13 protein-coding genes are annotated in these 12,520 nt (G+C 62.1%); 4 read left to right on the forward strand and 9 right to left on the reverse strand.

Annotated elements, in window-relative coordinates:
* Positions 1-88: 88 nt before the first annotated feature.
* On the forward strand, positions 89-460 hold the full coding sequence (locus tag NKH71_RS23225) for a hypothetical protein (protein WP_352483640.1): 372 nt from the start codon (positions 89-91) through the stop codon (positions 458-460).
* Positions 457-1,161, forward strand: a complete 705-nt coding sequence (locus NKH71_RS23230) for a DUF4760 domain-containing protein (protein WP_352895350.1) — start codon at positions 457-459, stop codon at positions 1,159-1,161. Before NKH71_RS23225 ends, NKH71_RS23230 begins: the two co-directional genes overlap by 4 nt.
* A 151-nt stretch (positions 1,162-1,312) precedes the next feature.
* On the opposite strand, the gene NKH71_RS23235 is transcribed toward NKH71_RS23230, so the two are convergent.
* Positions 1,313-2,395 carry a trypsin-like serine peptidase gene (locus NKH71_RS23235; protein ID WP_031194911.1) on the reverse strand — a complete coding sequence of 361 codons (1,083 nt, stop codon included), beginning with the start codon at positions 2,393-2,395 and terminating at the stop codon, positions 1,313-1,315.
* Positions 2,396-2,745: 350 nt separating this feature from the next.
* Between NKH71_RS23235 and NKH71_RS23240 the strand changes: the two genes are divergently transcribed.
* A complete protein-coding gene (locus NKH71_RS23240; RefSeq protein ID WP_245278721.1) occupies positions 2,746-3,879 on the forward strand; it encodes a S1 family serine peptidase in 1,134 nt (377 codons plus the stop codon).
* A gap of 73 nt (positions 3,880-3,952) precedes the next feature.
* On the opposite strand, the gene NKH71_RS23245 is transcribed toward NKH71_RS23240, so the two are convergent.
* The gene (locus tag NKH71_RS23245) at positions 3,953-4,303 is read right to left on the reverse strand and encodes a hypothetical protein (RefSeq protein WP_023721943.1); all 351 of its coding nucleotides are present in this window, start codon (positions 4,301-4,303) and stop codon (positions 3,953-3,955) included.
* Positions 4,304-4,494: 191 nt separating this feature from the next.
* On the opposite strand from NKH71_RS23245, the gene NKH71_RS23250 reads away from it, so the two are divergent.
* Positions 4,495-4,794 (forward strand): DUF2934 domain-containing protein, encoded by a 300-nt coding sequence (locus NKH71_RS23250; protein WP_023721944.1) that lies wholly within the window; start codon positions 4,495-4,497, stop codon positions 4,792-4,794.
* A gap of 81 nt (positions 4,795-4,875) precedes the next feature.
* On the opposite strand, the gene mgrA is transcribed toward NKH71_RS23250, so the two are convergent.
* From mgrA to NKH71_RS23285, 7 genes are all read right to left on the reverse strand, one after another.
* Positions 4,876-5,922 (reverse strand): L-glyceraldehyde 3-phosphate reductase, encoded by a 1,047-nt coding sequence (mgrA, locus tag NKH71_RS23255; protein ID WP_023721945.1) that lies wholly within the window; start codon positions 5,920-5,922, stop codon positions 4,876-4,878.
* Positions 5,923-6,051: 129 nt separating this feature from the next.
* Positions 6,052-7,200 (reverse strand): Gfo/Idh/MocA family protein, encoded by a 1,149-nt coding sequence (locus NKH71_RS23260; RefSeq protein WP_023721946.1) that lies wholly within the window; start codon positions 7,198-7,200, stop codon positions 6,052-6,054.
* A gap of 12 nt (positions 7,201-7,212) precedes the next feature.
* On the reverse strand, positions 7,213-7,959 hold the full coding sequence (locus NKH71_RS23265; protein WP_023721947.1) for a sugar phosphate isomerase/epimerase family protein: 747 nt from the start codon (positions 7,957-7,959) through the stop codon (positions 7,213-7,215).
* A gap of 87 nt (positions 7,960-8,046) precedes the next feature.
* Positions 8,047-9,177: an ABC transporter ATP-binding protein gene (locus NKH71_RS23270; RefSeq protein ID WP_051409752.1), complete on the reverse strand. Its 1,131-nt coding sequence runs from the start codon at positions 9,175-9,177 to the stop codon at positions 8,047-8,049.
* 5 nt (positions 9,178-9,182) lie between these two features.
* On the reverse strand, positions 9,183-10,118 hold the full coding sequence (locus tag NKH71_RS23275; protein WP_352789309.1) for a carbohydrate ABC transporter permease: 936 nt from the start codon (positions 10,116-10,118) through the stop codon (positions 9,183-9,185).
* Positions 10,111-11,004: a carbohydrate ABC transporter permease gene (locus NKH71_RS23280; protein ID WP_023721950.1), complete on the reverse strand. Its 894-nt coding sequence runs from the start codon at positions 11,002-11,004 to the stop codon at positions 10,111-10,113. The genes NKH71_RS23275 and NKH71_RS23280 overlap by 8 nt, the downstream gene beginning before the upstream one ends.
* Before the next feature lie 107 nt (positions 11,005-11,111).
* Complete coding sequence (locus tag NKH71_RS23285) at positions 11,112-12,350, reverse strand: ABC transporter substrate-binding protein (RefSeq protein WP_031194918.1); 1,239 nt, start codon at positions 12,348-12,350, stop codon at positions 11,112-11,114.
* Positions 12,351-12,520 lie beyond the last annotated feature (170 nt).

A 12,520-nucleotide genomic window follows, 5' to 3' on the forward strand; every position in this document is an offset into this window, starting at 1 on the left:
GCCTCTTGCCTGATCGGCTGATAATGAACATTCTTCGACCGCCGCTGTCGGCGGCCGAACGGAACGGATGAGGGCGTTCGTGAACAGGATGGTATTTTCGTGGCGCGCAACAACCGCCGGCCTTGTCGCCGGGCTGTTGCTGGCCGCCAATGCCTCGGCGGACGAGATCTGCGGCCTTTGCGCCAAGGAGGTCGTCATCAACTCCGAACTGGCGAGTTGCTTTCTCGATCAGTACGACCAGATCGCCAAAACCGGCAACACCGCCGTCGTCGTCGATCTCAGCAGCTGCACCTCACGCGGCGTGGTCGAGCCGTTGCCGTCGCCGGGCAAGCCGCAGGTGGAGCCTGACGTGCAGTTCATCGTTTCGCGGGCGCAGCTGGATTGCCTGAAGAAGAAGCTGGAGACGCCGGGCATCGTGCTCGATCCGTCAGCTATCATCGAACTGGACAGCTGCGGATGACGAAAGCAGGGAGCGACGCAACGCAGCAGGCAGGGGCGGCGCCGGTACCGCAAAAGAGGCCGGCGTCACTGCCGGAAACCGTCGAAGGCCTGCCTTGGGTGAGCAATCACGAGGTCAAGAAGGAGGCGAACCCGTTCACCGATCGCGACTGGCGCATGCTTGTCTATGCCTGGTCCGGATTGCTGGTACGGCTGGCGATCATCTTCACCTTGATCTTTTCGGTCTACCAGTTCCTGGCAAACCAGGAGCAGAAGCGTGTCGAACAGACGATGTCGCTGGTCGAGCTCTGGGAAAGCAAGGATTACCAGCAGGCGCAACGGGCCCTCAAGCAACGCCTGGCGACGCTCAATGCCAAATACGGCAATCTGCTCAGCGCCAATCCCACGCCGACCGAGGAACAGGTCTATCGGCAACGCATCGGCATCGAGGCGATGAGCGCAACCGGCGGCGACATGCCGCTTGCCGAGTTCAGCGACAATTTCGACCGCATCGTCTATTTCCTCAACCGTCTTTCCTTCTGCGTCGAAGGCAGGCTTTGCTCGCGTCAGGTCGCCGACTCGTATTTCCGCGACTATGCCGCCTCGTTCTGGAGCTATTTTGCCGGCTATATCGACAAGGAGCGCAAGGCCGGTTCGCCGACCTTCGCCCTGCCAATCGAGAACTATGTCCGCCAGGCGCCACCCCCGGCCCAATCCAGATAATCCCCGAAAATGCGAAAGCCGGCGACGGAAATGCTCCGCCGCCGGCTTTGATTGGAGCATTTTGCAGCCAAGTGTGATCATATTTGGCGTCGCAGAAATGCCGCTAAAATAGATAACCCGCCCCGATGATCGCGGCGCGCACTCTGCAGGCCTATTTGTACAGGCTGTTGATCCACTGGACGTTGATGGCGTTCAGGCGCACGGCGGTATTGGCATCCGGGCTCTCGGCCACGTTCACGCCGGTGATGACGCGCTGCTTGGAGCCATTGTCATAGGCATAGACCGAGCTGCCGCTCGAACCTGGATACGTGTCGCAGTCGTACTGGAAATACTCGGTGGCGATGTTTTCGGCGTGCACTTCGCAGGTCGCCTTCCACATCGTGCCCATCGGCTTGTCGCCGGGATAGCCGATGATGTTGGCGGTGAAATCGCCGAGATCCACATAGTTGGCATAGCCCAGCCAGCCGAGATTGGTGCCGACATCCTGCTTGAGAGTGACGATGCCGAGATCCCACGGCACGACAGAGCCGTAAAAGCCTTGGTAATTGTCGATGAAGCCCTGGACGATATAGGCGCTTTCATAGGTGAAGGCGCCGAACGGAGCGTCGTCGGCGGTCTTGCCATTGAGAGCCGGCACGAACAGGATATCGTCGAGCCAGGCCTTGTCCTCGTGGCTGTAGAGGCAGTGCGCCGCGGTGAGCACCGTGCGCGGGCCGATCAGTGTCGCCGAGCAGCTGCCATAGCTGCCGCTCTTCGATTTGCCTTCGAGATAGCCGATCGCGGTGAACGGGTAGGTTTTGGTATTCTTGATCTGCTCGCGGTCGTCCGTCCCGAACACCTGGCGGCCGGCCTCTTCGCCTCCGCTTAGTCCGGAATTATCGGACTTCTGCCCGTCGGCGGGCGCGTTCATTTCCTTGATGACAAGGTCCTTCAGCGTCTCGTTCGGGTCGATCTTGATGTCCTTGCCATCGGCGGAGCGGCCGACGATGCCATAAGATTTGACTGCCGTTGCTTCGTCGGCGAGCGGCGCGGCGCGGTTGGCCTCGTCGTCGGTCAGTTTCGGCGGGGCGATCGGTTTCGCCCGGCCGGGCTTGTAATCGCCCGATGTCACGTCCCGCATGCTTTCGCCGTTGCCAGCATTGGCGGAGCCTGGATCGGCAGCCAAGGCAGGAACCGCCCACATTGCGGTGGAAAGCAACGCGGACGCAATAATGCTATGTGTCAGTTTTGTCATGGTGAGACTCTCCCAAAAGTCAGCAAGGACTGGATCAAGATAGAGAAATATTGTCGAGATCGTGGTGGTGACGAAAAATGAAATTGGTTGCCGGCGCCTTTACCGGGCCATTATTCAGTGCAGCCAGTTTAGGTCCCCGCCAAAAATGCCCGCAACGGTATACTGCCTAAATTAATCCAACATTGGCAATGACAAATTGCTTTCACATAGCCCGTGGGGGGCTATAGGATTTGGGCGGGCTTGGTTCGACAGCACGATTAGCAAAAGTGGTGCTCGGTTTTGTGACGGATCGCGCTCCGCCTTGGAGCATGATCTCACCGGCCGGTTCCATTTCAGTGGATCATGCGTCCGTGGCTGACCTGTCGGAATATTGTCTCAGGGGGTTCGAGGTGAAGATCATCCATAGGTTCAGACCGATTGCCGCCGCCGCGCTGCTCGGCATCGCGGCGGCCTTGCCGGTCGTTGATTCCGTTCATGCCACGGACGCGGCCGCCCGGCCGGAGGCGGCGATCTCGCCGATGAAACGCGTGGCCGAGGCCAGGGCAAAGGCCAGGGCGGAGAACCCCGACGGCGCCGATCGCGTCTACGGCGGCAAGCAGGCCGAGACGGGCGCCTACCCGTTCCAGGTGGCATTGCTGACCACGGGCAAGCTGGACAAAAGCCCGGCCTCGCAGGCGAATGCGCAGTTCTGCGGCGGCAGCCTGATCGCGCCGCAATGGGTGCTGACCGCGGCGCACTGCCTCAATGACGACGGCGAGCCGATTTCGCCTGATGTGGTCACCGTGCTCACCGGCGCCACCGATCTCAGCGAGGGCAAGCGCTACAAGGCGGTGGAGATCATCGTCAACGAGGGCTACAGCGAGCAGACGCTGGACAACGATCTCGGCCTGATCCGGCTGGCCGAGCCGGCCGATGCCCCGACCATCAAAATTGCCAGTGAGCCGACCCCCGACGCCGGCAAGACGACAGTCACCGGCTGGGGCAAGATGCAGGACGGAACATTTCCCACCGCGCTGATGGTCGCCGACCTGGACCTCCAGCCGAACGCAACCTGCAACAGCGGCATCAAGGCGATTTATGCGCATGATTTGAAAGCAGCGCTCGGCGAGCTCGCCCGCCGCATGCGTTATTCGGAAAGGGGCATCGAGGCGGCCGCCAACGCGATTGCTGCCGACATGGCGGATCCGCTGACCGGCAACATGATCTGCGCCGGAACGGCCAGCGGCGAGCGCGACGCCTGCAATGGCGACAGCGGCGGACCGCTGTTCATGACCGGCGCCGATGGTCCGGTGCAGGTCGGCGTCGTCAGCTGGGGCGAAGGTCCGGCCGACGGCGGCACCGCCTGCGGCCACAAGAACGCCTACGGCATCTACACGCGGCTGGCCAATTACACCGGCTGGATCGAGGAGAAGATGAAAAGGGCAGCGCCCGTGCCCGCAGCACCCAAAGCCCTCGGCACGGCGCAGAAGCCGGCGACCCCCTGACCGGCGTCACCCGCTGAACGAACGAACGGCGCGAGCAATCCCGCCGCTTCTGCCCGGAAACTTTTGGTCGGAACTAGAACCAGCGATCGCGGCGCTGGTCTGTGGCGGCCAAGGCGAGGCCCAGTAGCGCCCCTACGGCCGCTCCGAGTATGAATGCGGACGATACTGTGCCGGGATTCTCCTGGACGACCCCGGAAACCGTCTGCGCCCTGTTGCGCAGGGCTTGCGCCGTCCGGGACGCGCGGTCAGCAGCGCTGTCATACCAGTCGCCGGCCTCTTCGATCGCCTCTTCCGCGCGTTCGGCCAAGGTCCGATTGATCTTGCTGATCTCACGCCTCAGCTGCGCGACCTGCTTCTCCAGGGCTTCCTGAGCTTCACGTTGAGTCATCTTGGGTGCTGCGGATTCGTTCGGGTCGTCGGCCATGGTAATCTCCTTTGCGGAAGGCTCGGCTCAACGGTCGGCCCACTGTGCAGGTTCCTCGGCAAAACGATTCTGTCCGGTGTTTGTTCGGTGAGAACCCGGGATTTGTTCGGCATGTGTGCGAATTCGGCATCAACATCGGATCGTTCCAGCGCTCCCCGCGTTGGTGAAAACGCCACAAGGGAGGAACCGCCATGGATGACGATCGACATGAAAAAATTCGGCAGCGAGCCTATGAAATCTGGGTGCGCGAAGGCCGCCCGCACGGCGAACATGAGCGTCATTGGCAGCAGGCGAAGCGAGAGCTTGACCTCGACGACGCGGATCGCGGTCCGGCTGGAGTGATCGCCAGTTCCGACGTTCTGACGGTCGAGGCACTGGCGATGCGCACCGGGATAACCGGTGATCAGGCGCAAGAGCTGATCGACAGGCTCGGCAACGACAGAGCCGCACTCGAAGAAGCCGCGCGGAACCTCAAGGCAGCCGAAAGTTAGCCGCTGGCCACCGTGTCGAAGACAGCTATCAGTTTGCGCTGCCGCGTCTTTCGATGAAAACGGACCGCGGACCGTCTTCGCCTACTTCCTTGGCGGCCCCTTGCGCTCGGCCGACGTCGCCCAGAGATTGATGTCCGACTCGCGGGCAAAGGTGTCGATCTCGGCGAGCTCGGCATCGCTGAAGTCGAGCGTCTCGAGCGCGCCGACGCAATCCACGACCTGTTCCGGCCGGCTGGCGCCGATCAGCGCCGACGTCACCCTGCCCCGGCGCAACACCCAGGCCAGCGCCATCTGCGCCAGCGTCTGGCCGCGGCGACGGGCGATGACGTTCAGCGCCTCGATATTGCCGATCGATTTGTCGTTGATGAATGCCGGGCGCAGCGACTTGCCCTGGCTGGCGCGGCTGCCATCGGGGATGCCGCCGAGATATTTGTCGGTCAGCATGCCTTGCGCCAGCGGCGAGAACACGATGGAACCGACGCCAAGCCCCTCGAGCGTATCGAGCAGGCCATCATCCTCGACCCAGCGGTTGAGCATCGAATAGCTCGGCTGATGGATCACGCAAGGCGTGCCGAGCTGCTTCAAAATGTCGGCGGCTTCGCGGGTGCGCTGTGAATTATAGGAGGAAATGCCGGCATAGAGCGCCTTGCCCGAGCGCACCGCGTGATCGAGCGCGCCCATCGTCTCTTCCAGAGGGGTGTCGGGGTCGAAGCGATGGGAATAGAAGATGTCGACATAATCGAGCCCCATCCGCTTCAGGCTCTGGTCGAGGCTGGCCAGCACATATTTGCGGCCGCCCCATTCGCCGTAAGGTCCTGCCCACATTTCGTAGCCGGCCTTGGTCGAGATGATCAGCTCGTCGCGATAACCGGCAAAGTCCGTCCGCAGGATCTCGCCAAAGGCCCGCTCCGCCGAGCCGGGCGGCGGGCCGTAATTGTTGGCGAGATCGAAATGCGTGATGCCGAGATCGAAGGCCTTGCGCGTGATTGCCTGCTTGGTTCTATGCGGCGTGTCATCGCCGAAATTGTGCCACAGCCCGAGCGAGATCGCCGGCAGCTTCAGGCCGGACCGCCCGCAGCGATTGTAGACCATCTTTTCGTAGCGGTTCTCGGCGGGAACATAGGGCATGGGAAATCCTCATATCGAAACGAGCCCGACGGCTGTCGCCGCGACGCACGGCAGCCGAGCCTTCCGCACCTTTAGCCTCTCCCCGCGCAAACGGGGAGAGGCTTTTACGGTGCTTGGGAGGTGCGCCGCCTACTTCGTTTTCTTCTTCGCCAGCAGCTCCTTCGCTGCCTTGACGCCGAGTGCCGCGGGCCGCTCGCAGCTGGTCTGCATGGCGACGAACTTTCCGGTCTCGCCAGAACGCAACAGGCCGGTCATGACATCGACGGCATGCAGCGCCAGTTCCATCGAGCAGCGGTGCGGCCGGCCTTCGGTAATCGCGATCGCCATGTCGGCAAGGCCGGCGGTGCGGTAGTTGGCCATCATGCCATGCGAATGCATCTCGTTGGGCACGCCGAACGGATGCCGCCATTTCGGCAGCTTCTTCACCGGCTTGGCGGCCTCGGTGTAGCGCACCTCGCCGCCGAAGAAATTCGGATCCGGCACGAACACCGTGCCTACCTCGCCATAGAGCTCCATCGGCGCGTGGCCATGGCTCCAGACATCCCAGCTGGTGTTGAGCGTCACCACGGCGCCGTTCTCGAATTCCAGCACGCCATGGATCGTCGTCGGCGTGGAGACCGGGATCTTTTCGCCGGCGCGCGGCTTCGAGCTGATGATGCGTTCCGTCATCGGGATCGAAGCAAAAGCCGCGACCTGCTTCACCGGCCCGATCAGCTGGATCAGGTTGGTGATGTAATACGGTCCGATATCGAGCACCGGCCCGGCGCCCGGCTGGAAGAAGAAGTCCGGATTGGGGTGCCAATGTTCCATCCCATGGCTCATCACATGACAGGTGCCGCTGGTGATCCTGCCGAGCCTGCCGGTGTCGATCAGGTCGCGGACAAGCTGGTGCGCGCCGCCGAGGAAGGTGTCGGGCGCCGAACCGATGCGCAGCCCCTTGCTTTCGGCCCGTTTCTTCAGGTCGAGCCCTTCCTTGACCGAGAGCACGAAGGGCTTCTCCGAATAAACATGCTTGCCGGCGTCGAGAATCTGCTTCGACACCTCGTAATGCACCGCCGGAATGGTCAGGTTGACGATGATGTCGATATCGTCGGCCTTGAGTAGCCCCTCGACGGTCTCGGCGCGCAGCTTGAACTCTTTTGCCCGCGCTTTCGCCGCTTCCATGTTGATGTCGGCGCAGGCGCGCATCTCGATGCCACGGAACAGCGGCGCCAGCGAGAAATACGCCTTCGAGATGTTGCCGCAGCCGATGACGCCGATGCCAAGTTTTGTTGCCATGCTGGTGTGCTCCTAATAGGTCTTGGCGGCTGCGATCGAGCGGCGGGCGAAGCGCGCGATATCGTTGGGATTGTCCTGTTCCATGACGTAGTATTTTGCGGCGCTTTTGGCGCGCAGCGCCTTGATCAGGCCGGGCCAGTCGATGGTGCCGTGGCCGACATCCGACCAGCCGTCCTCGTCGAGTCCCTCGCCCGCCTTGGCCATGTCCTTGACGTGGACGGCGACGATGCGCTTGCCGTGCTTCTCGATCCAGGGCAGCGGATCGACGCCGCCGCGCACCACCCAGGCGACGTCCATCTCCCAGCCGATGTCAGGCGCCGAGGACAGAATATGGTCCTGCGGCACCGAGCCGTCGGCAAGCGCCTTGAACTCGAAATCATGGTTGTGCCAGGCAAAGCCATAGCCGGCTTTCCTGGCCGTCTCGCCGACCTTGGCCAGGCGTTCGCCGAAGCCGCGCCAGCCGGCTGTGTCGGCCGGCCTGAACTCGGCGTTCAGGAACGGGCAGATGAGCAGCGTGATGCCGAGCGCGTCGGCCGTCCTGCGCACGCCATCGAAATCCTTCTCGAGCGCGTCGATCGAGAAATGCCCGGTCGGCATGGCAAGCCCGTTCTTGTCGAGTTCCGCACGGAATGCCTTGGGATCGTCATAGACACCACCGAACCCTTCGACTTGGCTGTAACCAAGCTCGCCCAGCATCTTGAGCACGCCCTCCCAGGGCTGGAAATTGCGGGCACTGTAAAGTTGGAATGACCAGTTCATCGTCTCTGTCCGTTTTCTTGTGGATGGTTAGTCTTGGGGGGATGAGTCTTGGGGGGAATGGAAGAGTCTTGGGTGGCTAGATCTGCTCTAGAGGCGGTTACCTGTGGCGGCGTCGAACAGCGAGGCGCGCATCGGATCAAAACCGATGCCGACCGCCTCGGCGTTGTTTGGCGTGCGCTCGGCTGTCACCCGTACCGTGAAATTCTGGCCGCCGAGCTTCAGCCAGACCAGCGTGTCGGAACCCATGGGCTCGACGACCTCGACACTTGCCGTGGCTGCGAATGGCCATCCCGTGCCGCTGTTGAACGCGACGTGCTCGGGGCGGATGCCGAACACGGCCGGCCCCGGCACCGGGTCCTTCTCGAAAGCATAGGTGGCAAGCGGAATCCGTACATCCTCGGCGACGAAGTGCCAGTCGCCGTCCGCCTGCTCCAGCCTGCCGTCGAGGAAGTTCATCGCCGGCGAGCCGAGGAAGCCGGCGACAAACCGGTTGACCGGCCGGTTATAGATGGTCTGCGGTGCATCGAGCTGCTGGATGACGCCGCCCTTCATCACCGCGATGCGGTCGGCCAGCGTCATCGCCTCGATCTGGTCGTGGGTGACGTAGATCATGGTGTTCTCGAGCTTGCGATGCAGCAGCTTTATCTCGACGCGCAATTCCGCGCGCAGCTTGGCGTCGAGGTTGGAGAGCGGCTCGTCGAACAGAAAGACATCGACGTCACGCACAAGTGCGCGCCCGATCGCCACGCGCTGGCGCTGGCCACCGGACAGAGCCGCCGGCTTGCGATGCAAAAGCGGCTCGATCTGCAGGATCTCGGCGGCCCGGGCGATGCGCTTGGCGATCTCGTCCTTGGCGAGGCCGGCAACGCGCAGCCCAAACGACAGGTTCTTCTCCACCGTCATCTGCGGATAGAGCGCGTAGGACTGGAACACCATGCCGATGCCGCGATCCTTGGGCTCTTCCCAGGTGACGTTCTTGCCCTTGATGAAGATGCGGCCTTCGGAAACGTCCAGCAGCCCGGCAATGCAGTTGAGCAGGGTCGACTTGCCGCAGCCGGACGGGCCGAGCAGCACGATGAACTCGCCTTCTGCGACATCGAGGTTGAGCGTCTGCAGCACCGATATCGCGCCGAAATTCAGCGACAGGTTCTGGATCGAGACGCTGGTGCCGTTTGCCCCGCTGCTGCCGTTTACCTCAACACTGCCGTTTGCGTTCATCGCCATCATCCTTTCACCGCGCCGGCGGCGATGCCGCGCACAAACAATTTTCCGGACAGGAAATAGACGATCAGCGGCACCAGGCCGGTCAGGATGGTGGCTGCCATGTTGACGTTGTATTCCTTCACGCCTTGCACCGAGTTGACGATGTTGTTGAGCTGCACCGTCATCGGATAGGTGTCGGGGCGGGTGTAGACGACGCCGAACAGGAAGTCGTTCCAGATGCCGGTCACCTGCAGGATGATGGCGACGACGAAGATCGGCAGCGACATCGGCAGCATGATGCGGAAATAGATGCCCCAGAAGCCGGCGCCGTCGACACGCGCTGCCCGGAACAGCTCCTCCGGCATGGAGGTAAAGTAGTTGCGGAACAAAAGCGTGAGGATCGGCATGCCGAAGATGGAATGGACGATCACCAGGCCGCTGAGGCTGCCGTAGAGGCCGACCTCGCGCAGGATAATGACGATCGGATAGATCATCACCTGATACGGGATGAAGGCGCCAACGATCAGGATGATGAAGAAAGTGTCGGCCCCTTTGAAGCGCCAGTTGGCCAGCGCATAGCCGTTCACCGAGGCGAGCGCGATCGACAGGATCACCGACGGGATGGTGATGCGCACCGAATTCCAGAAGCCACGCGACAGCCCGTCGCAGTTGAGCCCGGTGCAGGCGCTCGACCAGGCCTTGACCCAGGGCTCGAAGGTGATCTCCATCGGCGGCGAGAAGATGTTGCCAAGGCGTATCTCAGGCATGCCTTTAAGCGATGTCACCACCATGACGTAGAGCGGCAAAAGATAGTAGAGCGCCACCACGATCAGCGTGCCGTAGAGGAAGATGTTGCGGCGCGAGAACGTGTGGCGCGGCTTCGGTCCGCTCGGCCCGTAGGCTTCGAGCCCGCCGGCGTCGCCAATGGCAGGCAATGAGACGGCATGGTCAGACACGCTTCTTGCCTCCGAACTCGAGATAGGCCCACGGCACGATGACGATGATCACCGACAGCAGCATCATCGTCGAAGCGGCGAACCCTTGGCCGAGGTTCTGGGCGAAGAACATGTAATCATAGACATATTTGGCCGGGACTTCGGAGGCGATACCGGGCCCGCCGCTGGTCTGGGCGACGACAAGGTCGTAGACGCGAACAATGTTGGAGGCGACGATGACCAGCGTGGTGATGAAGACCGGCCGCATCATCGGTATGATGATGAACAGATAGGTCTTCCAGGTCGGTATCCCGTCGACCCGCGCGGCCTTCCAGATATCCTCGTCGATGCCGCGCAGGCCGGCCAGCATCAGGCACATTATCAGCCCGGTGCCTTGCCAGAGAGCGGCGATCAATATGCCGTAGATGACGATGCTGGAATCATAGAGCGGATTGAAGCTGAAGCTCGTCCAGCCGAGGCTGCGCACCACTGCCTGGACACCGAACTCGGGGTTGAGCAGCCATTGCCAGACGAGACCGGTGACGATGAAGGACAGGGCGAAGGGATAGAGGAAAATGGTCCGGAATGTGTCCTCGAACCGGATCTTCTGGTCGAGCAGGGCAGCAAGCAGGAAACCGATTACCAGCGAGAACACCAGCGACAGCACGCCGTAGATCAGCAGGTTCTCGATCGAGATCAGCCAGCGCGGCGTCGCCCACAGCCGGTAATACTGGTCGAGACCGACGAAGTGCAGCCGCGGCAGCAACTTGGAATTGGTGAAGGAATAGAACACCGTCCAGACGGTGCCGCCAACAAAGATCACCAGCGCGGTGAAGATCATTGGGATCGAGGCGATTTTCGCATTGAGGTTGCGAAAGAGTTGGCTGGGGCGTTCGCTCTTGCTCATCTGCACAGCCGCGCTGGATCGGGTAAGGGCGGGAGGGTCAAGAGGTCTTGACCCGAGCTCCCGACCCTGCGCTCGCAGGGGCGGGAGTGAGGCGCTTGATCGATCGCTCAATCGGCCGAACCGACGATGGCGGCGAAGCGCTTCTGCGCATCTTCCACGGTCATGTCCTGCTTGGCGAAGAACTCGGAGAACAGATCCTCCTTTTGCTTCTGCGTATCCTGCGAAAGCAACTGGTCCGTCCAAGGCATGACATTGCCCTTGGCGAGGATTTCGAGGCCCTTCTTCATGCAGTCGTTCGCCGCCTTGAGGTCGACGTCGCCGCGCACCGGCAGCGAACCCTTCTTGAGATTGAAGGCGACCTGCGTCTTGGGATCAAGCAGCGTGTGGGCCAGCACTTCCTGCGCCTTCGATTTTTCGGGATCCTTCAGCAGCGGGAAGTAAAAAGCGTCGCCGCCGGTGGCGATCATCTCGTTGAGGCCGAGGCCCGGAAGGCAAGTATAGTCCTTGCCGGCGGTCTGGCCGGCAACCTGGAACTCGCCCTGCGCCCAGTCACCCATGATCTGGCCGCCGGCCTTGCCGGTGATGACCAGGTTGGTGGCCTGGTTCCAGTCCTGCACATTGGTGTTCTTCGCCATCTTGCGGGCGTCGTCCGCGGCCTTGAAGACCTTGGCGACTTCGGGCCCGGCGGCGAATTCCGCGTCCTTGTCCTTATAGACCTTGAGGAAGGCATCGGTGCCGCCGACCGCCGCGAGCAGCACGTCGAAAGCGCCGGAGGCCTGCCAGGGCTGGCCGCCGACCGCGAGCGGCTGGATGCCTGCTTTTTCAAGCGCGGGCGCCGCAGCGACATATTCATTCCAGTTCTTCGGCACCGGCACGCCGGCTTTTTCGAAGGCGGCGTTCGACAGCCACAGCCACTGCCAGGAGTGGATATTGACCGGCACGCAATAGATTTTGCCATCGAGGGTACAGCCGTCGAGCAGGCTCTTCGGCTGCACGATTTCCGTCCACTTTTCCTTGGTGGCGAGATCGGTGAGGTCGCGCATCAGCCCGGCCTGCACCAATTCTTCCGCCTGCCGGCCGTGATTGAACTGGGTCGCGCCCATCGGGTCGCCGCCGGTGATGCGGCTGATCATGATCGGCCGCGCCGTGCCGCCGGAGCCGGCGATAGCGCCGTCCACCCAATGATTGCCGGTTGCGTCGAAAGCCTTGGCGAGTTCGGCGACCGCTGCCGCTTCGCCGCCGGAGGTCCACCAATGGGTGACTTCCAGATCCGTCGCGGCCGCCGGGCCGGCGAATTGCAGCGCGGTCGTCAATGCCAGCGCAGCAGTCATGAGTTGGTATCGCATTTCGTTCCTCCCAGAATCTGAAACGTTACAGATTTTCGATACGGCAATTGCTTGAGGCGCGCAACCCCTCAGGCGAAGGTGGCATCAAGTTTTTTCGAAGCGCGAATAAAATCGCGCGGCTCGCTGGCCTACCGCATCGCAACCAGAGAGGTTGCACTGCAAAATGCAAT

It is taken from the genome of Mesorhizobium sp. M0983 (assembly GCF_040318975.1).
Taxonomy (GTDB): Bacteria; Pseudomonadota; Alphaproteobacteria; order Rhizobiales; family Rhizobiaceae; genus Mesorhizobium.